A 25,799-nucleotide genomic window follows, 5' to 3' on the forward strand; every position below is an offset into this window, starting at 1 on the left:
ACAGGGGCGATCGCGGCGCAACCTCCCGGCCGCCGGGACCGTCACATCCCACGAGGCGTGCCCCGGCCCGCCGTACCCGCACCCGACCATGACAGGGGGAACCCGCCATGCGCATCCGAGCCGCCGTCGCCGTACCCGTCGTCTGCGCCGCCGTGGCGCTGCTGGGCGCCGCGCCGCAGAGCCAGGCGGCCACCCGGCAGGCCGGGCCCGCCCGCTGCGCGGAACGGGCCCTGACCGTTCGGGCGAAGGCCGCGTCCGCCGACCCCTCCGTGCTGCATGTCTCCGTGACCAATCGCGGGGGCCGCACCTGTGTGGTCGACCGGGTGCCCACGATCACGTTCGGCGACCTGGACGGGGCCGCGCTGCCGGTGCCCTCGGGCGGCAGCGGCACGTACGCGCTCAAGGCGGGCCGGACGGCGTACGCGGCCGTGCGCACGATCGCCGATCTCGCCGATCCCGAGGCCCGCCGCACGGGCTCGGTCACGGTCGCCGCGTCGGCCTCGCAGTGGGGCCGCACCTTCACCGCGGCCCGGCTCGGCACCGGCAGCGAGGTGCTGGTGTGGGAGCCGGTGACGACGTGGTGGCAGCCGACGGCGGCGGCCGCGGACCGGGCTCTCGGCGTCGGCTGAGGCCCGCTCCGGGCACGCGGACGCTCCGGGGCCGGCGTCACGCCCGCCTGGCCGCCTCGGGCTTCGGCGGCTGCGCCGTCCCCTCGGGCTCCGGGGCGTCCCCGGGCTGCTCGGGCCCGGTCAGGAACCGGTCGAGGGCCGCGGTCAGTTCGGCCGGCTTCTCCACGGGCAGTTCGTGGCCCGCGTCGATGATGCGGACGACCGCGTCCGGGTAGGCCTTGGCCAGCCGCAGCATCTGCCGGACGGGAAGCTGGATGTCGTGGTAGCCGTGCACCATCAGGGTGGGGGTCCTGATCTCGCCGGCCCGGTCGAGGACGTCGAAGGCGCGCATGGCGCCGTACAGCGTCATGACGACCTCGCGCGGCGTCTCCCCGGAGGCGCGGATGTACTCGCGGACCTCCTCGCGCGGATGGCCGGGGGCGAAGGCCCGCTGGATGTTGGCCGCGATGAACAGCTTGTACGGCGCCAGCGTGGACGCCGCCATGAGCAGTCCCCGGCCGCGGCTGTAGGTCATCCGGCCGATGGAGTTGACCAGCACCATCCGCTCCACCCGCTCGGGGTGGGACAGGGCGATGGTCTGGGAGATCATCCCGCCCATGGAGTGGCCGATCAGCACGAACCGCTCGACCCCGAGGTGGTCGAGGAGCGTCAGGACGTCCGCCGCCAGCTCCGCGACCGTCCGCACCCCGGCCCCGGTGCTCTCCCCGTGGCCGCGCAGGTCCAGCCGGATCACCCGCCGGCCCGCCGAGAAGTGCGCCATCTGGTGGTCCCAGCGGTGCCGGTTCGCCGTCCAGCCGTGCACGAAGACCAGGGGCACCGCCGCGCCGTCGCGGGGGCCCTCGTCGTCGTACGTCAGTACGGCACCGGCGACGTCGAGCTGCGGCATGGGGGCCTCCTGGGGTGCGGTGCGGGGCGAGTCCGGTTACTGACGGGTACGGTAACCGGCGGTGCCGCCCGCCGTCACCGGCCTCCGGAGATGATTCTCAGCGGTGCGCGCCGAGGAACTCCAGGATGTACCCGAAGACGTCCAGCGCCGCGCCGCGGCCCAGGAACGGGTCGAGGTGACCGTAGCCGGGGATCTCGGTGTACGACACGTCGAGCTGCGGCTGCCGGCGGGACAGCACCTCGTGGCAGAGCTTCTGCGAGTCCAGCCACAGCCCGTTCTCGCTGCCCGAGAGCAGCAGGACCGGGGTGTCGATGCGGCCGGCGGCGTCCAGCGCGTTGGGCGGCAGGGCCCGGTAGCGGTGGTCGGTGTCGTGCCAGCGGACGACGGTGCGGGCCAGCTCGATCCGGCGCAGATGGGGCAGGATCCACAGCGGGGCGGGGCCGAGCAGTTCGGCGAGCCGGTCGTGGGTGGCCGGGTCGAGGTTCTCGTGGACGAAGAGGGAGGCGCCGGTCCCCCAGGCCGAGTTGTGCAGGATCTGGCAGGTCGGGTCCGGACAGGCCGCCTTGCGGGAGGCGAGCGCGAACAGCGGGGTGTACTTCGACCACAGGCCCACCTTGCGGATGTCGACCGGGATGTGGTCGATCCGGGTCTTCAGCAGCTCCCCCGCCACGGACATCCGCAACGAGGTCCGCCCGGCCAGCTTCGGCGTGAGGAAGACACCCTGGGACACCACCCCGGCCAGGCCCGGGACCAGACCGGCCGCCATGCTCATCGACAGGGTGAGCGAGCCGATGCAGTGCGCGACCACGAACAGCGGCCGGTCGCCGACGCGTTCACGGACGCGGGCGACGGCTTCGGGGATGTCGTACAGGGCCACGTCGTCGTACGTGTACCGGCCCCCCGTCTCGTTGTACGGGAGCCTGCCGCTGCCCCGCCAGTCGAGCAGCCAGGGCTCGTACCCCTCGTCGAGCAGGACGTCGACGAGGTTGCGGGTCTCGGGCAGCAGGAACATGTCGGCGGAGGCGGTGTGCCCGTGCAGCAGGAGCACGGCGGGGCGGCCGGGGTCGCCCGGGCCGATCCGGGTCAGGCCCAGGCGGACGCCGTCGCGGGTGCGGAACGGGACCTCCTCGACGTGGGCCGGGTCCAGGCGGTGGCGCAGGGGGCGCGGTGCCACGCCGGTGCGGACCTTGCGCAGCGCCGGACGGGCCGCCTTGGCGGGGGTGGTCCTGAAGATCATCGGTTGTGCTCCGTGAGGGTCGGGGTCCGGCGCAGGTCGAGCAGGTCGGCGGCGGCCCGGGCGAACGGGGCGACCAGGCCGCGGCCCATCTCCAGCCCGAACCAGGCGAGCCAGGTGAGCTTGGCGGCGCGCTTCTCCTGGCCGGTCAGGCGCGGGTCGACACGGATGCCGTCGATCTGGTCGCGGACGTAGGAGTCGGCGGGCACGACGACCTCGCCGAGCAGGCTCGCCGCCTCGCCCTCGCGGCCGATCTCCACGGTGAGCGCCCGGGTCTGCCGCCACAGGTCCCGGCGGGCGCGCGCGTACTTGCGGCCCTCGAGCCACCACCGTCCGCCGTCGGCGTCCCGCAACTTGAGCCGGTAGCGCAGCAGTTGGTGCCGCATGCCGTGCTGCTGCGGAATGCCCTCCTCGGGGCGCACCCACAGGTCCCCACGTACCACGGTGAGCGGTTCGGGGTGCAGGGCCGGGCAGGTCACCTGTCCGGTGACGTCCACCCGGCGCTCCCTCACCAGTTGGTACATGCTCGCGATGGACAGGGTGAGCGCCATCGAGCAGGGGGCCGAGGCGGCGGCGCCGACCGGCCCGACGGTGCCCTCGGTGGTCTCGGAGAACCAGAGGTAGGGCTGGTCGTCCTTGTGCGGCAGCCGGGCGAGGCCGTCGCCGGCGAGCTTCTCGAAGGTCTTCAGCTGGGCCTGGGCGTCGTAACGGGCGGCGGGGGCGAGGCCGAGCGCGGCGACCAGGGCGTCGGTGCGCGCGGCCTCGGCGGCCGGGCCCTGCAGGGTGGCCTCGCACAGCTTGAGGGCGGTGGGGCTCCGCAGCACCCGGGACAGGAAGCCGAGTTCGGCTATGGGCTCGGCCTCCAGGCGGGCGAGGGCGCCGGCGCGCCACTCGTCCCAGTCCTGGACGCGTACGTGCATGCCGCCGAAGGCCATGTCCCGTACGACGTCGTCGAGGGTGTTGGGCACGCCGGTGAGGTTGTAGTCGAAGCCCCACGCGTCGGGTTCGCAGATCGCGGCGACGGCGACCCGGCTGACCCAGTCCACCGGGGCGGCGTTGAGGTGGCGGAACGCCGGCACGGTGCGGAAGCGGCCGAAGGCGGAGATCAGGCCGCTGCTGAGGTCCTGCGGGTTGTAGGCGCCGGTCTTCGTGTGGCCGCCGATGCCGCCGGGGCGGAGCGCGGTGACGACGAGGCCGTGGTCGCGGGCCCGGCGCAGGGCGACCTCGGCGGCCCACTTGGACTGGTCGTAGCCGGAGACGAGCCGGTCGATGTGGGCGAGCGGGTCGTCCTCGCCCATCGAGGTGATGCCCACCTCGTTGAACACCGCGATCGAGGAGATGTGGTGCAGCGGTTTGGGCCGGCCGGTCGCGGCGAGCTCGGCGAGGGTGAGGGCGCCGAGGACGTTGCTGCCGCGCAGCGACGGGTAGCCGCGCAGGAAGTCCACGGCGGCCGCGACGCCGACGACGCTGTCGAGTTCGTGGGCGAGGGTGTGCCACCGCTCGTCGGTGAGGCCGAGCCGCGGGCGGCGGATGTCGCCGGGCAGCACGGTGATCCGGCGGCGGACCTCGGACGACCAGGGCAGGCGGTAGCCGCGCAGTTGGTCGCCGAGCCGTGCGGTGGCGGCCTCCTCGTCGTCCGCGCGGACCAGGCAGTACACATGGGCGTCGCTGTGCCGCAGCAGGTCGAGCAGCATGTGGCTGCCGAGGAAGCCGGTGGCGCCGGTCAGCAGGATCCGGCGGGGCGGCACCGGCTCGGGCACGTCGGTGAACGGCAGCCGGTCGGCGAGGGCGAGGTCGGCGAGTATGAGCTGGAGGTCCTCCGGACGGGCGCGGGAGTGGCGGTCGCCGTCGGTGCGGTGCGGGGTGCCGGGCACGGCGGGCGGGGTCCGGGGGGCCGGAACGGGGAGGGTGCCGGGCGCCGTCGTCGGTACGGGAACGGCGGGCGGGGCGGCCGCGTGGGCCGGAGCGGAGGGGGCTCCCGTGGCGCCGGGTGTCTCGCCGGTGGCCAATGCGGTGCGGGCGGCCCCGGCGGCGGCCGGGGCCGGCCCCGGCGGTGCCGTGCGGGACGCCTCGGCGGCGGACCCCGCACCCGGCGGAGCCGTCTCCGGCGCCGCTCCGGCGGTTGCGGGGTGCGCCGCCGGTGCGGCGCCCAGGAGCGGCAGCCAGCGGCGGGCCAGGCTGCTCGGGCGGGCGTCGGCGAAGACCTCGTCGAGATCCACCTCGATGCCCAGTTCGCCCTCGAGTTCGGCGATGAGTTCCACCGCGTCCACGCTGGTGCCGCCGGCGTCGAAGAAGTCGGCGTCGGGGTCCAGCCGGCCGGCGGGCAGATGACGCCCGGCCGCGGCGGCGACGGTGGCGGTGAGGCCGTCCAGATCCGGCGCCGGTGCCGGCGCCGGCTCGGCCCCGCCGCCCGCCGCCCGCACCCTGGCCAGCAGTTCGGACACGCCGAGTCCGCCGCCGCCCCGCTCGATCGACTCGGCGATCGCCTCGTTCACGTCACGCATGAGAGCCCTTCGCGTTGTGCTTGGTCTTGTCGCTCAACTCTGGTCCCAGGAGCGGAACGCCCGCAGGTGCTCGGGCGTGACGACGACGTCCACCGTCGCGTCGTCCGGGTCGCCGCCGCCGAGTGCGGCGAGCAGCCGGCGGGCGGGCGCGTTGCGCGGGGTGCGCTCCGCGGTGAGCCGGACCTTGGTGCAGCCCAGTTCCCCGGCCCGGTCGGCGAGCCAGGCGAGCAGCCGCTCCTCGACCCCCCGGCCCAGGGCGCGGCAGCTCATCGGCCAGGCGAGGACGTCGAGCCGGTCGCCGTCCGCGGCGATCGCGAGCAGCGCGATCTGGCCGTAGTCGCCGAACCGGTCGCGGGCCGCCGCCGTCCACACCTCGCCCCGTTCGCGCCACCGGGTGAGGTCCCCGCCGTCGGCGGAGCGGGCGCGCAGGGTGAACTGGTTGGTGCGCCGGACGAGTTGTTCGCCGCGTTCGACGTCCGCCTCGGTGAGTTCACGGATGTCGACCTCTAGCCCGAGCCCGGCCAGGAAGTCCTCGAAGCCGGCGCCCGCGCGGACGGCGTCCCTGGCGCGTTCCGCCTCGTAGAACCGGGCCCTGAGGGCGTCCTCGGCCGTGGCGGCGGCCGGGACGAGCGGCCACAACCGGTCGAGGAACGGCGCGAGTTCACCGGCCGGCGGGCAGGTCACCGACAGCACCTGCGGCAGTGCCGCGCGCATCTTGGCGATCTCGGCCGGGTTGTCGTCCAGGAACAGGAAGCTGTCCAGGCCGAGGCCGAGGCTCCGGGCGGCCTCGTCTAGCCGGGCGGGCTTGGGTCCCCAGGCGGCGGAGATCACACTGAAGTGCTCGGCCCTCAGCGGGCTGTCGGGCCGGTCGAGGACCGCTCGGACGGTGGCCTCGTCGTTGTTGCTGACCAGGGCCAGCAGCGCGCCCGCCGCCCGCCACCCCAGCAGTCTGCGGGCCAGCAGGGCGCGCGGGCCCGTGAGGTCCACCGCGTCGGGACCGATCTCGCCCGCCACGCCTCCCCACAGGGTCTCGTCGCCGTCGACGGCGATCACCTTGGGCGCGGGCCGCCGCACGGCCCGCACCACCTCGGCCAGGCGCAGCGCCACGGCGGCCTGGAAGTCGGGGGTGAAGGGCAGGTGGGCGAGCCGCTCGGTGCGCTCGTCGAAGCGCTGCCCGACGGCGTGGTGGCGGGTCCACTCGTCGGGGCCGAGCACCGCGATCCCCGGCACTCCGGCCAGGTCGGCGGCGATGCCGCGCTCCCAGTCGAGGAGCCGTCCGGTGGTCCCGGCGCCGGGCAGGATGCCGACGACGAGGGGCCTGCGGGTGCGCTCGGCGAGGGACTTCAGGGCGGCCGGGTAGGCGTCGCGCAGTTCGGCGAGCAGGGTGTCGTCGACCGGTCCGAAGCGTTCCAGGTCGGCGGCGCGCAGCAGGACGACACCGACCGCGGTGGCGGGGTCGGCGAGGACGCCCGACGGGTCCTGGAGCGCGGCCAGCACGTGGTGGTAGGGCGCTTCGGCGGTACTCGCCCGCTCGTCCTCCAGGGCCGCCTCGCACATCAGGGGCAGGTGGCCGAGGGCGAAGGTGGCGGCCAGGGCGAGGCGCGGTCCCCCGGCGGCCGGGGCCGGGCGCGGCACCCCGGCGGCCGGCTCGGGCCGCCGTTCGCGCACCGGGCCGGTCGCGTCCTCGGTGATCCCGGCGAGCAGCGTCAGGAACTCCTCCCCGAGCCGGGCGGCGGTGTCCGCGTCCAGGATGTCGAGGTTGTGGTCGAGGCGGACGGTGCCCGCGTCCGGGGTCATGGTGATCATCAGGTCCAGGTCGGTGTGCCCGACGCCGGCGGGCAGCACCTCCAGGTGCTTCAGCTCACCTGAGAAGCGCACGTAGTTGAAGTAGACCTCGACGAGCGGTGCGTTGGCCCGGTGCAGGCCCTGCCGCGCGAGGGTGGCGAGCACGTCGGAGAACATGGCGCCCTTCGACAGGATCTGCCGCAGCCGGCCGTCGGTGCGCAGCAGTACGTCCGCGATCCGCTCGTCCGCCTCCGCCTGCGCGGGGAACGGCACGGGGACGCCGAAGAAGCCGACCGCGCCGAAGGCGTCGGCGTGGATACGGGTGTCCACCGGTACCGCGAGCACGAACCGCTCCCGTTCGCGCTTGCGGGCCAGCAGCACGGTGAGCGTGCCGAGGCAGTAGGCGGCGGGGGTGACGCCCAGGCCGCTCGCGGCGTCCGCGACGCGCCGCATGAGCCCGTCGGGGACGGGCACGGTGACGCTGCCGGACCGGTAGGAGCGGGTGTCCGGGCGGGGCCGTGCGAGGGTCAGGTCGAGCCGTTCGCTGCCCCGGAAGGCCGCGCGCCACTCGTCGCCGGGGCCCTCGCCGCCGCCCTGCTGGGCCGCGGCCAGCAGGTCCAGGTCCCGGTTGGTGACGGTGCCGTCCAGCGGGGTGCCCGACAGCTCGGCGTCGATCTCCGCGGCCACCAGCAGCAGGGACTGCAGGTCGCTGACCGCGTGATGGGCGCCGAACACCAGGACCTGGCCCCGGGGGCCGCCGTCGGCCAGCTCGAACCGCCACAGCGGCGGGGCCGCCAGGTCGAACGGCGGTTCCAGCAGGAGCCGCAGCCGCTCGGCGGGGTCGACGTCCGTGCCGTCGGTCCAGCGCAGCGGCGGCGCGGGCAGCTCCCGGTCCACGCGCAGCCGCCGCCGGCCGTCGGCACCGGTCACCACGGCTGTGCGCAGGGCGGCGTGCCGGGCGACGAGCCGGCCGAGGATGCCGGTGAGGTCCTCCCGGGTGACCGGGGTGGTGAGCCGTACGGCGAGGCCGACGCCGTGGGCCGCGTGCGGCATGTCCGGCTGGGCGCTGCGCAGCAGGCGTACGACGTCCCGTGTGGCGGGCCGCAGTTCGGTCTCCGGGACCTCACGGGCCGGTGCGTCCGGTCCGGCCTTGGCCGGTGCGGTGCGCTCGGGGAGCCCTTCGCCGAGGGCGCGGGCGAGGCCGCGGATGTCGGCGGCGGAGAACACGTCGGCGGCCGGGAGTTCGACGCCCAGTTCGCGGGCGAAGACGTTGCGCAGCCGGACGAGCATGAGGGAGTCCAGGCCGAGTTCCTTCAGGGCGGTGGTGGCGAACACGTCCACGGCGCCGCCGGAGACCTCGCCGACCCTGGCCCGTACGTAGGTCTCGAGCCACTCGGCGCGCTCCGCCTCGGTGGCGGCCGCGAGCACCCGCCGTACGAGGTCGTCGTCCGCGCCGGTGGCCGGGACGGTCACCAGACCGGCGAGCAGGGGCCGGGTGCGCGCCGCGTCCGGATCGAGGGCGAGCAGCTCCATGTCGATCGCCATCGGGGCGAGTTGGCGGCGGCCGGTGGCCAGCACCCGGTCGAACAGCTCGCCGCCGTCCTGCGGGGAGAAGGCGACCAGGCCCGAGCGGCCGGTCTCGGCGGCCCGGGCGTCGGATCCGGCGACCATGCCGACACCGGTCCAGGCGCCCCAGTCCAGGCTGAGCGCCCGCCGGCCGCTGCGGGAGAGGTGGTGCGCCCAGGCGTCGAGGAAGGCGTTGGCCGCCGAGTACGGGCTCTGGCCCGCCGAGCCGAGCAGACCCGCCGCGGAGGCGAAGAGCACCAGGTTGTCCGCCTCGGGGACGAGTTCGGTGAGCAGGGCGGTGCCGAGCACCTTGGGCGCGAGGACCCGCAGGACGCGTTCCTCGGTGAGGTTGGCCAGGGTGGCGTCGTCCAGGACGCCGGCCGCGTGCACCACGCTGGTGACGGGCCCGGCCTTGCTGCGTACGGCGTCCAGGGCGGCGGTGAGCCCGTCGCGGTCGGCGACGTCGGCGCGGACCAGGTGCACGCCCACTCCGCGCTGTTCGAGGGCGTCGATCCAGGCGCGGGCGGCCGCGTCCGGGGCGCCGCGGCCGAGCAGGGCGATTTGCCGGGCGCCGCGGCGGACCAGCCGTTCGGCGACGACCCGGCCGAGACCGCCGAGGCCACCGGTGATCAGGTGCACGCCGTCCGGCTGCTCGGGGTGGCCTCCGTCGTCTGGGCGGGTGCGGGCGAGCCGCGGGACGAGCCGCCCGGTGTCGCGCAGTGCGACGAGCCGTTCGTCGTCCGCGTGCCGGAGCTGCGTCCACAGCAGGTCGGTGCCGCCTTCGGCGGGCAGGTCGATCACCGTGGTGGCGAGTTCCGGCTGCTCCTGGGCCACGGCGAGGGCGAAGCCCCAGGCGAGCGCCTGCTGCGGGCGGGTCACGGCGGTGCTGTCCCCGGCGGCCTGGCTGCCGCGCACGACGACGAACAGGCGCGGTGTCCCGCCCCGCGGACGGTCCCGTGCGGTGAGGGCCCGGACCAGGTGGAGGGTGGTCAGGCAGCACAGCCGGGCCGCCTCCCGCGCGCTGCCGCCGTCCGCCACCGGCGGGGCGTCGAGCGCGGAGAGCTGGACGATCCGCTCGGGCGGCGCGTCCGCGAAGGCCTCGTCCAGGAGCCGGGCGAGCTGCGCGGGGTCGGCCGGGTCGAGGACGTGGCGGCCGGGGGCCTCGACGGCGTACTCGGTGCCCCGGCGGGCGACGACGTACGGCACCAGGCCGTCCAGCCGGGAGGTGAGTTCGTCCGCCGTGCCGCTCTCGTCGGCGAGGATCAGCCAGCCCCCCTCACCGGGCGGTTCCTGCGCCTCGGGGCGGGGCTCCCAGCGCGTCTCGAAGAGGGCGCCGTCCAGCGGTGACAGCGCGGCGAGCCGGAACTCGTCGATCTCGAGAACGAGTCGGCCGTCCTCGTCCCAGAGGCGCAGATCCAGTGTGGCCGTGTCGCCGTCCACCGAGCGCAGGTCGCAGCTCACCCAGGCGGGCGTGGTGCGCGCGCCGCTGTGGCGCACGCGGCCGGCGCCGGCGGGGACGAAGGCCCGGCCGGCGGGCGCGGCGGCGGGCAGGGCCGCGCTGTGGAAGGCGGCGTCCAGGGTGGCGGGGTGCAGCAGGTGCCCGGCGGCGGGCCGGGCGGCCAGCCGGGCGAGGGCTGTCGTGCCGCCGTCCCGGTGTCCCTCCTCCAGGCCCCGGAAGGCGGGCCCGTAGTCGATGCCGAGGGCGGCGAGGCCCGCGTAGACGGCGCTGACGTCGACCCGTTCGGTGCACCGCTCGCGCAGCGCGTCGAGCCCGGGCCCGTCGGCCGGCCCGGGGTCCGCGGCCTGCCCGACGTGCCCTGCCTGCTCCGCGACACGGCCGGTGACGTGCCGCTCCCACTGCCGGCGGCCGGCCGGGGCGGAGGCGACGGTGAACTCCCGGTGGCCGTCCTCGGCCGGGCGCAGGGCCAGCTGCAGCCGTACGGGCCGGCCGGTCTCCAGCCGCAGCGGCTGGACGAACCGGACGTCGGTGAGCCGCACCCCGTCGGCGTCCGGGGCCAGGAGGGCCGCCGCCTCCAGCACCATGTCGAGGAGGGCCGCGCCCGGCAGCCACACCTCGCCGGTGACGCGATGGTCGCTCAGGTAGGCGAAGCGGCCGTCCTCGAGGTCGATCTCGGTCTGGAAGAGGTCGCGGCCGGGCTCGTCGCCGGCCTGGACGTGGGTGCCGAGGAGCGGCGAGCCTCCGGCGGCGCCGGACCGGACCGGGGCCAGCCAGTGCCGTTCCCGGGCGAAGGCGTAGGTCGGAAGGGCGGTGCGGCGGCCGCGCGGGTACAGCGCGGTCCAGTCGGGCGTGTGCCCGGCCGTGTACAACTCCCCCAGCCTGCCGAGGAGTACGTCGTGCCCGTCGCGGCCGCGGCGCAGCGAGCCGACGCCGGCCGCGTCGACGCCCGCGTCGCCGGCGACCGCCTCGATCGCCGGAAGGAGCGAGGGGTGCGGGCTGGGTTCGACGAAGTAGCGGTAGCCGTCGTCCAGCATCCGCCTGATCGTGTCCGCGAAGCGGACCGGCCGGCTCAGGTTGGCGTACCAGTAGGCGGCGTCCAGCTCGTCGCCGGGGACCGGCCCGGCGAGCACGGACGAGTAGAGGGGGGTCGGTGTGCGGGTGCCGCGGATGCCGGAGAGGCGGTCCAGGAGGTCCGCGCGCAGGGGCTCCATGAGCGGCGTGTGGGAGGCGAACGGTGTCGACAGCACCCGGGTGGGGACACCGCGTCCGGCCAGTTCCGCGCGGAGCGCGGTGAGCGCCTCCGACTCGCCGGAGACGGCGGTGGCGACGGGGCCGTTGACCGCCGCGACGAACAGCTTCCCGGCGTGGGGCCGCAGCAGCTCCTCGACGTCGGCGGGCGGCAGCTCGACCGCGATCATGCCGCCGTGCCCGACCAGCGGGACCACCGCCCGGGCCCGGCCGGTGACGGCGGTGACGGCCTCGTCCAGGGTGAGGGCGCCCGCGGTGTAGGCGGCGGCGATCTCGCCGAGGCTGTGACCCACCACGGCGTCCGGGGTGACGCCGAGTTCGCGCCAGGCGGCGGCGAGGGCCGCGTTCACGGCGAACAGGACCGGCTGGAGGTATTCGGTGCGGTCGAGCGGGGAGAACTCCTCCGGCGCGCGCAGCACGTTGAGCACCGACCAGCCGGCGTGCCGTTCGACGGCGGCGTCGATCCGGCTCAGCTCCGCCCGGAAGGCCTCGGACCGGTCCGTCAGCCCCAGTCCCATGCCGGTCCACTGGCCGCCGTGCCCGGCGAACACGAAGGCGACCTTCCCGGACTGCTCCTCGCGGGGCGCGGGTACCGGCCTGCGGCCGCTGCCCAGTGCCCGGAGCGAGGACAGCAGTTCCTCCCGGCCGTCCGCGACGACCGCCGCCCGCCACTCGAAGTGGCTGCGGTGCCGGGCCAGGGTGTGGGCGACGTCCGGCAGGGCGGTGTCCGCCGTGATGTGCCGGGCGAGCCGGGCGGCCTGTCCGCGCAGTCCGGCCTCGCTGCGCCCGGAGAGCACGAACAGCCCGCCGCCGTCCGGGACCTCGGTCTCGTCGGCGGTGCGGGCGGGGGGCTCCTCCACGACGACATGGGCGTTGGTGCCGCTGATCCCGAAGGCGCTGACACCGGCCCGCCGCGGCCGCTCCCCCGTCACCGGCCAGGCCACCGGTTCCTGGAGCAGCCGCAGTCCGCTGCCCTCCCACTCGACGTGCCGGCTCGGCGTGCCGGCGTGCAGGGTGGGCGGCAGGGTCCCGTACCGCATCGCCTGCACGACCTTGATGAGTCCGGCGACGCCCGAAGCGGCCTGCACATGGCCGATGTTGGACTTCAGCGATCCCAGGTACAGCGGACGGCCCTCCGGCCGGGAACCGGCGAAGACCTCGGCGAGGGCGTTCGCCTCGATCGGGTCGCCGAGGGTGGTCCCGGTGCCGTGGGCCTCGACGTAGTCGATGTCCGCGGGGTCGAGTCCGGACTGTTCCAGCGCGCGGCGGACGACCTGTACCTGGGCCGGTCCGTTGGGCGCGGACAGACCCTGGCTGCGGCCGTCCTGGCCCACCGCCGTGCCCCGCAGCACGGCCAGCACCTCGTCGCCGTCCCGTCGCGCGTCGCCGAGCCGCTTGAGGACGAGCATGCCCGCGCCCTCGGCCCAGACGGCGCCGTCGGCGTCGTCGGAGAAGGCGCGGCAGCGTCCGGTCGGGGAGAGCCCGCGCAGCCGGCTGAACTCCACGAACGTCTGCGGAGTCACCATCAGGGTCACCCCGCCGGCCAGCGCCAGGTCGCACTCGCCCGCGCGCAGTGCCTGGGCGGCGAGATGGGTGGCGACCAGTGAGGAGGAGCAGGCCGTGTCCACGGTCAGCGCGGGGCCGTGCAGGCCGAGCGCGTACGCCAGACGGCCGGAGGCGACGCTGAGCGCCGAGCCGGTGCCGACGTACCCGTCGAGCTGGTCGAGGCGGGAGCCGGCGAGGTAGTCGCTGCCGAACATGCCGACGTACACGCCGGTGGTGCTGCCCGCGAGCCGGGCGGGCACGATGCCGGCCCGTTCGAGCGCCTCCCAGGCCGTCTCCAGCAGCAGCCGCTGCTGGGGGTCCATGGCGGCGGCCTCCTTCGGGGTGATGCCGAAGAAGCCCGCGTCGAAGGACTCGATGTCGTCGAGGAAGCCGCCCTCACGGGCGTAGGACTTGCCGGGGGCGTCCGGGTCGGGGTCGTACAGCGCGTCGACGTCCCAGCGCCCCGCCGGGAACGGGCCGACCGCGTCCCGGCCCTCCGCGACCAGCCGCCACAGGTCCTCCGGGTCGCCGACCGAGCCGGGGAGGCGGCAGGCCATGGCGACGACGGCGATCGGTTCGCCGGTGGCCGGGCCGCTCCGGCGCGCCCGGGGCGGGGCCGTCGCCGGTGACGGGTCCCCGAGCGCGTGGGCCAGCAGGTGCTCGGCCAGCCGGCCGGCGGTGGGGTGGTCGAAGAGCAGGGTGGCGGGCAGCCGGACGCCCAGCCGGGCCGCGAGGCGGTTGCGCAGTTCGACGGCGGTGACGGAGTCCATGCCGAGGTCGCGCAGCGGCCGGCCGGCCGGTACGGACGCGGCGGAGCGCAGACCGAGCGCGCGGGCCGCCTCCTCGCGGACCAGGGCCAGGACGCGTTCGCCGCGCTCGGGTTCGGGCAGCCGGGCCAGCCGGCCGGCCAGGGCGCCGCCCGCCGCGCCGCCCGTGCGGGGCGCGGGCAGCAGCGTGCGCCACAGGGCGGTGTCCGCGGCGTCCGTCGTGCGCAGGCGGGGCAGGTCCAGGACCCAGCCGACCAGGTGCGGGGCGTGACCGCGCAGGGCCAGCGCCACCAGGTCGCGGCCCTGCTCGGGGGTGAGGGCCCGGTGTCCGAGCCGGGCCATGCGGTCGAGGTCGGCGTGGGCGGCGGCGAGCCCCTCGCCCGCCCAGGCGCCGAAGGACAGGGAGAGTCCGGGCAGGCCCGAGGCCCGCCGGTGGTGGGCCAGTTGGTCGAGGAGGACGTTGGCGGCCGCGTAGTTGCCCTGGCCGGGGCTGCCCACGACACCGGCGGCCGAGGACACCAGCAGGAACAGGTCCAGCGGGGTGCCGGCGGTGAGCCGGTGCAGATGGGCGGCGCCGTCGGCCTTGGGGCGCAGCACCCGCTCCAGCCGTTCGGGGGTCAGTTCGCCGATCACGCCGTCGTCGAGGACCGCGGCGCAGTGGACGACTCCGCGCAGCGGGAACTCCTCGCCCACCGCGGTGAGTACGCCGGCGATCGCGGCCGGGTCGGTGACGTCGCAGGCGACGACCTCGGCCCGCGCGCCGAGCGCGGCCAGGGAGGCGACGGCCTCCTCGGCACGCGGGTCCCCGGCGCCGCCGCGTGCCGTCAGCAGCAGCCTCGGCACACCGCGTTCGGCGAGGAGCCGGGCGATGTGTCCGCCGACGGCCCCCAGGCCGCCGGTGATCAGGACGGTTCCGTCGGTGGGTACCGCCGCCGCCCGGTCAGGGCCCGCCTCCGGCTCTCGTCCGGCCTTCCCCGGGCGGGTCCGTACCAGCCGGGGCACGAGCAACTCGTCGCCACGCCATGCCAGTTCGGGCTCGGCGGTGAGGCCGGCGGCGGCCCTGAGCGCGGGGACGGGGTCGGAGACGGCCTCGTCCAGGTCGAGCAGGGTCAGTCCCAGGTCCGGGTGTTCGGAGCGCGCGCTGCGCACCAGGCCCCACAGCACCGACTGGGCGTACGCGGGCACCCGGTCGCCGTCTGCGGCGGCGACCGCGCCGCCGGTCACCCACACGGTCCGCGCGGGTGCCTGGTCCTCGGGGAGCGCGACGAGCCGCCGCAGTTCTTCGAGGGCGCCGGTGGCCGTCTCGTGCGCGACGGCCACCGGATCGGCGTCCGGTGCCGGGGACGGCCAGAGGCGTACGGCGACGTCGGCGCGGTCCCCGGCGCCGGGCAGGGCGTGCCGGGCGGCCGCGGCCCGCGGGTCGGCGGGGTCGCCGGCCACGGCCCAGGTGAGGTCCGGCGCGTCGTCGGGCTCCCCGCCCGCGGCCGTCCACGCCACCTCGTACAGGTGCCGGGCGTTCTCCGAGCCCGCGTCGAGGTCGGCGGGGTCGGCGGCGCGCAGGCGTACGGCCTCCAGGCGGCCGGCGGGGAGGCCGTCGGCGTCCCACAGGGTGACGTCCAGGGTGAGGTCGGTGCCGGTGCCGCCGGTGCGCCGCACCCGCGCGGTCAGCTCGCCCCCGGTGGCGGCCGGGAGGACGCAGCGGCCCACGGCGACGGGCAGCAGGGCCCCTTGGCCGGCCGGGCCGAGCGCGGCCGTCACCTGGAGGGCGGCGTCCAGCAGGGCGGGGTGCACGGGGTACGGGTCGGCGGTGTCGCGGGCGTCGGCGGGCAGCGAGAGACGGGCGAGGAGTTCCCCGTCGCCGGTGCCGACCACGGACCGGACGCCCTGGAAGGCGGGCCCGTAGCCGAGGCCGACCCCGGCCAGCCGGTCGTAGGTCCCGTCGGTCCAGGCCTCCTCGGGGGACTCGGGCCAGGCGGGCGGCTGTTCCGCCGTGTCCGGGGCGGCGGGGGCCGCGGAGGCGGTGGCGTTGAGGGTCCAGCCGGCCTGGCCGCGCGGGCGGCTGTGCACGGTGACCTCGGGCACGGGACCGGCGGTGACGACCTCGACGGAGACCTCGACCGTGCCGGACGCGGGCAGGACGAGCGGGGCCACCAGCAGCAGGCCGGTGACGTCGGCGGCGTCGTCCGGGCCGGCCACGGCGAGCGCGGCCCGGCACAGCTCCAGCAGGGTGGTGCCGGAGACCACGGTGCGGCCGAAGACGGTGTGGTCGGGCAGCCAGTCGGCGGTGGCCGGGGACCACTCGTTGCGGAAGGTCCAGCGGGTCTCGTCGGCGGACTGGAGCTGCACGCCGAGCAGCGGGTGCGCGGACCGGTCGAAGAGGGCCGGGCCACCCCCGGCGGGCTCGGGCTCGGTCCAGTGGCGCGCCGGGTCCCAGGCGTAGGTGGGCAGCTCGACGGGGGTCCCGGCGGGGACCAGGCGGCGCCAGTCGATCCGGCGTCCGTGGGCGTGGAGTTCCGCGGCGGCCCGGTCCAGGCAGCCGGGACCGTCCTCGTCGCGGCGCAGTGAGCCGACGGCCGACAGGTCGTGGCCGGTGTCCTCGCCGAGGGTGCGCAGCGCGGTGAGCAGGGCGGGGTGGGGGCTGAGTTCGACGAAGTGGCGGTAGCCGTCGGCGAGCATGCGCTCGACGGCGGGTGCGAAGCGGACCGTCTCGCGCAGGTTGGTGTACCAGTAGTCGGCCTCGAGTTCCCCGGTGACCGGTTCGGCAGTGACCGTGGAGTACCAGGCGACGTCCGTGGGACAGGTGACGACGCCGTCGAGTTCGTCGAGGATCCGCGCCCGGACGGGCTCGACCCGGTCGCTGTGCGAGGCGTAGTCGACGTCGAGCCGGCGGACGAACACCTGGCGCGCCTCGAGACCGGTGAGCAGGGCCTCCAGCGGTTCGACGGCACCCGCGACCACGGTCGCCCGGGCGCTGTTGACGGCGGCGACCGAGACGCCGTCGCCGAGCAGGGGTTCCACCTCGGTGTGGGGCAGCGCGACGACGGCCATCGAGCCGGTGCCGGCGAGGCCGGTCAGGGCCTGGCCGCGCAGGGCGACCACGGCGGCAGCGTCGTTGAGGCTGAGGGCGCCGGCGACGCAGGCGGCGGCGACCTCGCCCTGGCTGTGCCCGATCACGGCGTCCGGGAGCACGCCCCGGGCACGCCACACGGCGGCCAGCGACACCATCACCGCGAACAGGGCGGGCTGGACGACGTCCACGCGGTCGGGTGACGGGGCGCCCGCGTCGCCCCGCAGCACGGCCGCCACCGACCAGTCGGTGAAGGGACGCAGGGCGGCGTCGCAGCGGTCGAGTTCGTCGGCGAAGACGGGGTCCCGGTCCAGCAGGTCGCGGGCCATCCCGGCCCACTGGCTGCCCTGACCGGGGAAGACGAAGGCCAGCTTCCCGCCGGGGACGGCCGGTACGGGTCCGGTGACGCGGTCGGGATCGGTCCGGCCGTCGGCGAGGGCGCGCAGGCCGTCGAGGAGTCCGGCGCGGTCGGACGCGTGGAGCACGGCGCGGTGCTCGAAGTGGGTGCGGTGGTGGGCGAGGGTCGCGGCGACCGACGCCAGGGGCAGCTCGGGGCGGTCCTCGACGGCTTCCAGCAGCCGGGCGGCCTGTCCCCGGAGGGAGGGCAGAGTGCGGGCGGAGAGGGGGAGGAGGACGGGGCCGGGCCGCTCGGCGGGGGCGGCGGCGGCCGGGGCGGCGGCGGCCGGGGCGGTGCCGGCCGGCGTGGCGGTGGCGGCGGGGGTGTGCGGCGCCTCCTCGAGGATCACGTGGGCGTTGGTGCCGCTGATCCCGAAGGCGCTGACCCCCGCCCGGCGGACCCGGTCCGCGCGGCGCGGCCAGGGAACCCCCTCGGCCGGCACCCGCAGTCCGGTGCCGGACCAGTCGATGTGGTCGGTGGGGTGCTCGGCGTGCAGGGAGGCCGGTATGTGCTCGTTGGCCAGGGCGAGGACGGTCTTGATGACGCCGCCGATGCCGGCGGCCGCCTGGGTGTGGCCGATGTTGGACTTCAGGGATCCGACGACGAGCGGCCGGCCGGCCGGGCGGTCCGGGCCGAACACGTCGGCCAGCGCCCGGAGTTCGATGGGGTCGCCGAGCCGGGTGCCGGTGCCGTGGGCCTCCACCTGGTCCAGGTCGTGCGGGCCGAGCCCGGCCGCGTGCAGGGCGGCCCGCAGCACCCGTTCCTGCGCCGGGCCGTTGGGCGCGGACAGGCCCTGACTGCGGCCGTCCTGGTTGATCGCCGAACCCTTCACGACGGCCAGGATCCGGTCGCCGTCGCGGTGTGCGTCGGTGAGCCGCTTGAGCAGGACGAGACCGCAGCCCTCGGCCCACACCACCCCGTCCGCGCCGGCGGAGAAGGGGCTGCACCGTCCGGACGGGGACAGCCCGCGCAGCCGGCTGAACTCGACGTGTCCGCGCGGGGTGACGAGCAGGGTGGCGCCGCCGGCCAGGGCGAGGTCGCACTCCCCACTGGCCAGGGCGCGCGCCGCCAGGTGCAGGGCGACCAGCGAGGACGAGCAGGCGGTGTCCACGGTCACCGCGGGTCCCTGCAGGCCGAGGGTGTAGGCGATGCGCCCGGAGGCGACGCTGGCCGCCGAGCCGGTGCCGACGTGACCGTCGAGCTGGTCCAGCGAGGCGGCGGCGAGGTAGCCGCTGTCGTACAGGCCGACATAGACACCGGTGGAGCTGCCGTTCAGGGACTCCGGGAGGATGCCGGCGCGTTCGAACGTCTCCCACGAGGTCTGCAGGAGCAGCCGCTGCTGGGGGTCCATGGCGGCGGCCTCGCGCGGTGAGATGCCGAAGAAGGCCGCGTCGAAGCGGTCGATGCCGCCGTCGAGGAAGCCGCCGCGCAGGGTGTACGCCTTGCCGGTGGCCTCCGGGTCGGGGTCGTGGAGCCCGCTGGTGTCCCAACGGCCCGCCGGGACCTCGCCGATGGCGTCCCGTCCGGCGTCCAGCAGCCGCCACAGGGCCTCGGGGTGGTCGGCGCCGCCGGGGAAGCGGCAGGCCATGGAGATGATCGCCACGTCGTCGCCGGCGCCGGCGCCGGTGTGATTCCGGCCGGTGCCGTCGGGGGCGGCCCCCGGTGCGGACGGCCGCGCCGGGGACGGTGCGAAGACGGCCTCCGCGACGGCGTCGATCGTGGGGTGGTTGAAGACGAGGGACGGCTCCAGGGAGCGTCCGGTCAGGACGCCGAGTTCGGCGGCCAGGGTGACCAGATGCCGCGAACCGAGGCCGAGTTCGGCGAGTGGACGGTTCGGGTCGAGGTGGACCGGGTCGGTCCCGGCGGCCTCGGCGACGGCCGACACCAGCCAGGCCCGGACGCCCTCGGAGGTCGTGAGGGACGGCTCGGGGGTCCGCTTCGGGGACTCGTTCGCAGGCATCTGGGCAGCTGTCCTCGTGAACTCGGGTTCAGGCGGTGCTCCGTACCGGGCATCGGGTGCGCGGTACGGCGAAGCAGGGGGGTGTGCGCCACTGACCGGGGCCGCGCGGTGGCGGCCGGGGGCGTGCCGGGCCGCCGGCGCCGGTTCGGGCGCGCCGGCGGCGGGCGGTGTCAGACGGCGGGCTCGGTCACCACGGCGAGCGTGCCCTCGAGGTAGGCGCCCCGGGTGGCACGGCGCTGGATCTTCCCGCTGGACGTCTTGGGGATGGTGCCGGGCCGGACCAGCACGACGTCGCGCAGCGACAGGCCGTGGGCCTCGCCGACGGCGGCCCGGATCACGTCGGTGATCTTCTCCGACTCGCCGGCGCTGTCCGGTGCGATCTCGGCGACGATCACGGGCCGTTCGCCGTCCGCACCGGCGTCCACGGAGAACGCGGCGGTGCAGCCGGGGCGCAGCGCCGGATGGGTCAGTTCGGCGGTCAGCTCCAGATCCTGGGGGTAGTGGTTGCGGCCGTCGATGACGATGAGGTCCTTCAGCCGGCCGGTGACGAACAGCTCGCCGTCGCGCAGGAGGCCGAGGTCGCCGGTGCGCAGGAACCGGCCTTCGTGACCGGCGAGTTCGGCGCGGAAGGTCTGGCGGGTGGCCAGCGCGTTGCGCCAGTAGCCCTTGGCGACACTGGCGCCGCCGACCCAGATCTCGCCGACCTCGCCCTCGGGCAGCTCCTCCCCGCTCTCCGGGTGGACGACCGCCACGGTGACTCCGGGGCCGGGCCGGCCGCAGGCGACGGCGGCCGCGTCGGCCTCGCCCGCGTTCGGCGTCCCGTCGGCCGCGGCGAGCAGGGTCGGCGGGACGCCCACGGTGCCGCCGGTGACCATCAGGGTGGCCTCGGCCAGGCCGTAGCAGGGGTACAGGGCCTCGCGGCGGAAGCCGGCCGCGCCGAAGGTGTCGGCGAACCGGCGCAGGGTGGCCGCGCGCACCGGTTCGGCGCCGTTGAAGGCGACCTTCCACGAGCCGAGGTCGAGGCTGTCGAGGAGCTCCGGGTCCGCGTGCCTCAGGGCCAGTTCGTAGGCGAAGTTGGGGCCGCCGCTGGTGTGCGGGCGGTAGCGGCTGACGGCGGCGAGCCAGCGGGCCGGCCGCTGCAGGAAGTGCAGCGGCGAGAACAGGGTGGCGGTGGCGCCGAGGTAGACCGTGTTGAGGACCGGGCCGATGAGGCCCATGTCGTGGTACACGGGAAGCCAGCTGACGAACATCTCGTGGTCGTGGGCGGCCATCGCCTCGGGCGTGTGCCCCATGCGCTCGGTGATGACGGCCTCGTTGTCCAGCAGGTTGCCGTGGGTGACGGCGACGCCGCGGGGTGCGGAGGTGGAACCGGACGTGTACTGGAGGAACGCCACCGAGTCCGGGGTGAGTTCGGGTTCGCGCCAGCCGGCCGCCGCGTCGTCGGGGATGTCCTCGGTGGCGACGCGGGCGATCCGGTCGAGTTCGGGCAGCTGCTCCGCCATGCCGTCGAGCGCGGCGAGGACGCCGCGGTCGCCCAGCACCGCCTTGGCGTCCGCGTCGGCCATCAGGCGCTTCATCCGGGTCAGCGCGCGGTGGTTCTGCGCACGGCCCTGCGGGGGCACGCCCGGCACGGCGATCACGCCGGCGGCGAGGCAGCCCAGGTACGCGCAGATGAACTCGAGACCGGGCGGGTACAGCAGCACGGCCCGCGAGCCGGCCAGCCCGCGGTCCTGGAGCCAGGCGGCGACGGCACGGGAGCGCACCGCCAGCCGGTGGTAGGTGAGTTCCTGGATCTCTCCGTCGCAGTCACCGGTGACGAGGTGACGGTACGCGGTGCGCTCGGGGTGGTTCGAGGCGTGCGTGGTCAGTAATTCGACCAGGGATCGTGCCATGGGACGAGTCTCACCTGTCTGAAGAGAAGGCGAGGAGTGAGGAGTTCGGTGCGGCGTCACGCGCACACCCGAAAGCCCGCCGCGATCCGGCCTCGTTGCCGGGTCGTCGAGCTCGACCCTCCGCGCGAGTGTGCCGTGGTCCGACGGCTCCTCGCGGTCCCCCCGCAGCGGTTGCTACCGACAAGTAGCACCATAGCAAGTCTGTTTGGTCGGAATTACTGACCGTGCGTTAACGCTTCGTATCCAAGCACACCGGTCCGAACCGCGTCGATGACGACGGCGTGAACGGACGCCGCCGGACGTCTCTCCCACCGCGCCGACGGCGGCGCGCAGGGACTCGCGACCGGCTCCCGGCACTCCGCGCGGGTCTCTCGCGTTGAGCATCCGATCGACTACCCAGCGCGACCCCTGGTCACCCTTTCGGCCCAAGTGCCGGATATGTGAAACCGCCCTATCGTTCTGTCATGGAGCACGCACTGAGTCCCGCAACCCTCGCCGAACTGCGGCGCCCGCGTCCCTACCCGGCGGTGTCCGTGCTGACGCCGACGCACCGCCGCGAACCCGAGAACGGGCAGGATCCCGTCCGGCTGCGCAACGTGGTCGCCGAGGCCAAGAAGCGACTGGAATCCGACCCCTCGGTCACCCGGGAGCGGCGCGCCGAGGTCGTGACCCAGCTCGACCGCGCGCTGGCGGAAGTGGACCTGGCGCACGCCGAGGACGGCCTGGTGATCTTCGCCGCCCCGGGAGAGCACCAGGTCTGGTCCCTGTCCCGCACCGTCCCCGAGCGCGTGGTGCTCTCGGACACCTTCCTCACCCGCAACCTCGTCTCCGCGCAGGTCGCCGAGCGCCCCTTCTGGGTCCTGTCGGTCTCCGCCGACCGCGTCACGCTGTGGAGCGGCGGCGAGGACCGGGTGACCGAGGACCGCACCGGCGGCTTCCCGCTGATCCGCAGACAGGAGAACTTCGACGCCGAGCGCGAGATGCGCCGCGGCGACCTCCCGAGCACCTTCACCGACGAGGGCACCCGCCGGTTCCTGCGGGAGGCGGACGCCGCGATGACCACGGTCCTGCGGGACCAGCCCCGCCGGCTGTACATCACCGGCGAGGACGCGGCGCTGTCGCTGCTGGACGAGGTCGGCCAGATCGCCGCGGGCGCCGTCCACGTACGGCACGGCGGTCTCGCGCACGCCGGGCCCGAGGCGGTGTGGCAGGCGTTGCGGCCCGTGCTGCGGGAGGAGGACTGGAAGGGCGCCGACCTGATCGTCGGGGAACTGGTCTCGGCGCGGGGCCGGCGCAACTTCGCGGCCGGGGTGGACGAGCTGTGGCAGAACGCCCGGGAGGGCCGGGTGCGGCTCCTCGCCGTCGAGGAGAACTACCGTGCGACGGTCCGCGACGACGGCGGCCACCTGGTCCCGGCCGAGCCCGGTGACATGGACGCCCGGGACGACATCGTCGACGAGATCGTCGAGCAGTGCCTGGAGACCGGCGCCGACGTGCGGTTCGTGCCCGACGGCACCCTCGGCGACGCGGGCGGGATCGCGGGGGTGCTGCGGTACTGACACACCCACGGACAGCGCTTGCCCGGCGGCGTAGCCTACGGCGTGATCGTCGGCGAGAGGGAGCGCGCGCATGGGTGACCTGCTGGGTGTGGTTGTACTGGGCGCCGGACACATGGGAGCCGACCACATACGGCGCCTGGACCGGGTCGTCAGCGGCGCCAGGGTGGCCGCCGTGGCCGACCCCGAGCCCGAGCGCGCCAAGGAGGCGGTCGCCGGCGTCGACGGCGTCACCGTGCACACGGACCCGGTCGCCGCGCTGGACGCGCCCGCTGTCGGGGCCGTGCTGATCGCCTCCCCCGGGCCGGCGCACGAGGAGGCGCTGCTGGCGGCCTTCCGGCGGGGTCTGCCGGTGCTGTGCGAGAAGCCCATGGTGCCGGACCCGGCGGGCGCGCTGCGGGTGGTCGAGGCCGAGGCCGGGCTCGGCCGCCGGCTGGCACAGATCGGCTTCATGCGCCGTTACGACGCCGAGTACCGCCGGCTGAAGTCGCTCCTCGACGCGGGCACCCTGGGCCGTCCGCTGATGCTGCACTGCACCCACCGCAACGTCTCCTCCCCCGGTCACTTCACCAGCGCCATGCTGATCAACAGCTCGGTGTCGCACGAGATCGACGCGGCCCGCTGGCTGCTCGGCCAGGAGCTGACGGCGGTGACCGTGCTGCGTCCGGCGCCTTCGGCGGGCGCGCCCGAGGGCCTGGCCGATCCGCAGTTCGTGCTCTTCGAGACCGAGCGCGGCGCGCTGGTCGACGTGGAGGTCTTCGTCAACTGCGGCTTCGGCTACCAGGTGCGCTGCGAGGCCGTGTGCGAGGCGGGCAGCGCCCGGATCGGCGACGAGCGTTCCATGGTCGTCACCACCGGGGGCGGCGCGGGCGAGGAGGTGGCGCAGGACTACCTGGTCCGGTTCGCCGGCGCCTACGACCGTGAGGTGCAGGCGTGGGTGGACGCCACCCGGCGCGGCGAGGTCACCGGCCCGGACGTCTGGGACGGCTACGCGGCCTCCGTCGTCGCCGAGGCGGGGGTCCGGGCGCTGGAGAGCGGCGGCCGGACGACCGTCGAACTCGCGTCGCGCCCGGCCCTGTACGCCGGCGCCGGCCACTGACGCCGGGCTCAGACCCCGTCGAACAGGCTGCTCAGCCCCCGCTCCACGACCGCCGCCAGGTCCTCCTGCCCGGGTGGCACCAGGGCGTGGCTGTTCACCAGGAAGCGGCGCAGCGCCGAGGTCGGGAACTGCAGCAGGGCGAGGCCGCTCGGCGAGTGGAACTCCACGACCGTCCGGGTGCGGCCGTGGGGCCATATCCGCACGTCGCCGTGGCCCGCCGGAGCCCGCAGTCCCTGGTCCAGCAGGGAGCGGGCGAAGGTCCAGGTGACCTTGTCGCCCACCAGGGTGGCCTCGGGCGGGAAGTCCACGAAGACGGCCAGTGGGTCGTCCGCCGTGTAGCGCAGGGTCGCCGACACCGGGAGCTCCAGGTCCTCGGCGGTGATGAGGCGGGCGTGGGCGGGCTGTTCGACAATGAGGTCCATGCAATTAAGGAGTCCGCGAAGGCGTTTCACAGGACGTCAATTCCGGACAGAATTGATGCGCGTCGAACAGTGCGCGACGCGATGGAACACCAGAGCTTCGAACACTTGGATGGGCGCGACCCGAAAGCCTTCGCCATGGCACAAGTCCCTTAGTTCTCCTACGACTTGATCCTCAGCTCGCGTACGCCCCACGTACGCTCGGAACACTCCGGGAAGACTCTGGCATATGCCGGAAGCACCACCGTATCGTGTGTTGCCAAATCCCTTACAGGGCGTCGCGGGCTGTGCAACAGTCATAACGGTCCCTCCGTCCTTCTTGGCCGTACCGTCCCCTCCCCATCGGAGTGCGTCATGCCGTCCCCAGTCTCCGCGGACCGCTCAGCCGCCCAGCCGCCAGGGCGCGGCTCGGTCGAGGCGTTGATAACGCAGACGCGGCGGCTCAAAGGCGACATGGTCGCCGTACGGCGGGACACGCGGAACGACGGATCGGACCCGGAGGAGCGCTGGCAGCGGGCCCTGTACGACCTCGCGCTGCATCAACTGGACGACCTCGACGCACACTTGGCGCAGCTGCGGGACGGTCCGGTGCCCGCCGAGGCCGAGCCGGCCGAGGCACCGGCCGTCCGGCCGGCACCGGACGGCGCCACGCCCGGCTCACTGCTCAGCCGGGTCGGCAGCGCCGAGTGGAACTTCCTGACGGACGAGGCCAGCTGGTCCGGGGAGCTCTACGAGATCCTGGGCCGCGACCCGGCCGCGCCCGCGCTCACCCTGGACGAGCTGCCCTCCGTGGTCCTGGACGAGGACCGGCCGAAACTGACCGCACTCGTGACCGACTGCCTGGTCGACGCACGCCCCATCGACGGCGAGTTCCGCGTCGTACGGCCGGACGGCTCGGTGCGGACCGTGCACATGATGGGCGAGCCCGTGCTCGGCCCCGACGGCGGCACCACCTCGATGTGGGCCGTGCTGCGGGACGTCAGCGAGCTGCGCCGGCACAGGCGGACGGTGCGCGACCGTCACGACTCGCTGCAGCACCAGCGCAGGTCGGCCCAGACCGAGCACCGCCTCGCGGCCGAGCTGCAGGAGGCCGTGCTGCCACCCTGGCGCGGCTCCTTGCGGCTCCCGCACCAGGGGCCACGCACCCTCGACCTGGCCGCCCACCATCTGCCCGCCCCCGGCACGCTGGTCGGCGGCGACTGGTACGACGCGCTGGAGCTGGCCGACGGCGCCACCCTGCTCAGCGTCGGCGACCTCACCGGGCACGGCGTCGCGGTCACCTCCGGCATGGCGATGCTGCTCGGCGCCGTGCGCGGCATGGCGATGGCCGGTACCCGCCCCGGCGAACTGCTCGCCATGCTGAACCAGTTACTGGACGCCACCGTGCAGCCCGCTCTCGGCAGCGCCGTCTGCTGCCACTACCGGCCCGAGGACCGCACCCTGGTGTGGGCGCAGGCCGGACACCCCGCCCCGCTGCTGTACCGCGACGGGACGGGGCGTCCGCTGAACGCGCCGGACGGCGTCCTGCTCGGCGCCACCACGGGCGCCGCCTACGGGCAGGCCGAAGTCACCCTGGAACCCGGCGACCTCGTACTGCTGCACACCGACGGACTCGCACCGGGCCACAGCTCCACGAGCGCCATGGACCGTCTGCTCGACCTCGCTCCCCGCTTCGGCACGGCGCGCACCGCTCAGGACTGTGTGCGCACGGTCGTGGAGGAGTTCGGCGGAGCCGAGCGCGAGGACGACGCCTGCGTCCTCGTGGCCAGGGTGACCGGCTGACCGG

The 25,799-nt window shown here is 75.3% G+C and carries 10 protein-coding genes; 4 read left to right on the plus strand and 6 right to left on the minus strand.

What is annotated here, in order from left to right; genetic code table 11:
• Positions 1 to 107: 107 nt before the first annotated feature.
• Positions 108 to 629, plus strand: a complete 522-nt coding sequence (locus tag ACWCPN_RS22565) for a DUF4232 domain-containing protein (protein WP_451208926.1) — start codon at positions 108 to 110, stop codon at positions 627 to 629.
• A 37-nt stretch (positions 630 to 666) separates the two neighbouring features.
• Here the strand turns inward: ACWCPN_RS22565 and ACWCPN_RS22570 are convergent, their stop codons facing one another.
• The 5 genes from ACWCPN_RS22570 to ACWCPN_RS22590 all read right to left on the minus strand — a co-directional run bounded on the left by ACWCPN_RS22570 (position 667) and on the right by ACWCPN_RS22590 (position 20,939).
• Entirely contained in the window at positions 667 to 1,515 is an 849-nt protein-coding gene (locus ACWCPN_RS22570; RefSeq protein WP_451208929.1) for an alpha/beta fold hydrolase, read from the minus strand.
• 97 nt (positions 1,516 to 1,612) lie between these two features.
• Positions 1,613 to 2,752, minus strand: coding sequence for an alpha/beta hydrolase (locus ACWCPN_RS22575; protein ID WP_392293585.1), 1,140 nt, complete (start codon positions 2,750 to 2,752; stop codon positions 1,613 to 1,615).
• Entirely contained in the window at positions 2,749 to 5,253 is a 2,505-nt protein-coding gene (locus ACWCPN_RS22580; protein WP_451208933.1) for a thioester reductase domain-containing protein, read from the minus strand. The genes ACWCPN_RS22575 and ACWCPN_RS22580 overlap by 4 nt, the downstream gene beginning before the upstream one ends.
• Positions 5,254 to 5,286: 33 nt before the next feature.
• Positions 5,287 to 19,047 (minus strand): SDR family NAD(P)-dependent oxidoreductase, encoded by a 13,761-nt coding sequence (locus tag ACWCPN_RS22585; protein ID WP_451208936.1) that lies wholly within the window; start codon positions 19,045 to 19,047, stop codon positions 5,287 to 5,289.
• A 170-nt stretch (positions 19,048 to 19,217) separates the two neighbouring features.
• On the minus strand, positions 19,218 to 20,939 hold the full coding sequence (locus ACWCPN_RS22590; RefSeq protein ID WP_451208939.1) for a fatty acyl-AMP ligase: 1,722 nt from the start codon (positions 20,937 to 20,939) through the stop codon (positions 19,218 to 19,220).
• Between the two features lie 464 nt (positions 20,940 to 21,403).
• On the opposite strand from ACWCPN_RS22590, the gene ACWCPN_RS22595 reads away from it, so the two are divergent.
• The gene (locus ACWCPN_RS22595) at positions 21,404 to 22,498 is read left to right on the plus strand and encodes a baeRF3 domain-containing protein (RefSeq protein WP_451208942.1); all 1,095 of its coding nucleotides are present in this window, start codon (positions 21,404 to 21,406) and stop codon (positions 22,496 to 22,498) included.
• A gap of 70 nt (positions 22,499 to 22,568) precedes the next feature.
• Positions 22,569 to 23,594, plus strand: a complete 1,026-nt coding sequence (locus tag ACWCPN_RS22600) for a Gfo/Idh/MocA family protein (protein ID WP_451208945.1) — start codon at positions 22,569 to 22,571, stop codon at positions 23,592 to 23,594.
• 8 nt (positions 23,595 to 23,602) lie between these two features.
• On the opposite strand, the gene ACWCPN_RS22605 is transcribed toward ACWCPN_RS22600, so the two are convergent.
• A complete protein-coding gene (locus tag ACWCPN_RS22605; RefSeq protein WP_451208948.1) occupies positions 23,603 to 24,016 on the minus strand; it encodes an SsgA family sporulation/cell division regulator in 414 nt (137 codons plus the stop codon).
• Positions 24,017 to 24,367: 351 nt separating this feature from the next.
• Between ACWCPN_RS22605 and ACWCPN_RS22610 the strand changes: the two genes are divergently transcribed.
• Positions 24,368 to 25,795, plus strand: coding sequence for a PP2C family protein-serine/threonine phosphatase (locus ACWCPN_RS22610; protein WP_451208951.1), 1,428 nt, complete (start codon positions 24,368 to 24,370; stop codon positions 25,793 to 25,795).
• Positions 25,796 to 25,799 lie beyond the last annotated feature (4 nt).

Source organism: Streptomyces sp. NPDC002386 (genome assembly GCF_053593175.1).

Excerpts from the sequence above, each read along its gene's own strand:
- ACWCPN_RS22565 (WP_451208926.1), top strand. The coding sequence starts at position 108 with ATGCGCATCCGAGCCGCCGTCGCCGTACCCGTCGTCTGCGCCGCCGTG.
- ACWCPN_RS22570 (WP_451208929.1), bottom strand. The coding sequence starts at position 1,515 with ATGCCGCAGCTCGACGTCGCCGGTGCCGTACTGACGTACGACGACGAG.
- ACWCPN_RS22575 (WP_392293585.1), bottom strand. The coding sequence starts at position 2,752 with ATGATCTTCAGGACCACCCCCGCCAAGGCGGCCCGTCCGGCGCTGCGC.
- ACWCPN_RS22580 (WP_451208933.1), bottom strand. The coding sequence starts at position 5,253 with ATGCGTGACGTGAACGAGGCGATCGCCGAGTCGATCGAGCGGGGCGGC.
- ACWCPN_RS22585 (WP_451208936.1), bottom strand. The coding sequence starts at position 19,047 with ATGCCTGCGAACGAGTCCCCGAAGCGGACCCCCGAGCCGTCCCTCACG.
- ACWCPN_RS22590 (WP_451208939.1), bottom strand. The coding sequence starts at position 20,939 with ATGGCACGATCCCTGGTCGAATTACTGACCACGCACGCCTCGAACCAC.
- ACWCPN_RS22595 (WP_451208942.1), top strand. The coding sequence starts at position 21,404 with ATGGAGCACGCACTGAGTCCCGCAACCCTCGCCGAACTGCGGCGCCCG.
- ACWCPN_RS22600 (WP_451208945.1), top strand. The coding sequence starts at position 22,569 with ATGGGTGACCTGCTGGGTGTGGTTGTACTGGGCGCCGGACACATGGGA.
- ACWCPN_RS22605 (WP_451208948.1), bottom strand. The coding sequence starts at position 24,016 with ATGGACCTCATTGTCGAACAGCCCGCCCACGCCCGCCTCATCACCGCC.
- ACWCPN_RS22610 (WP_451208951.1), top strand. The coding sequence starts at position 24,368 with ATGCCGTCCCCAGTCTCCGCGGACCGCTCAGCCGCCCAGCCGCCAGGG.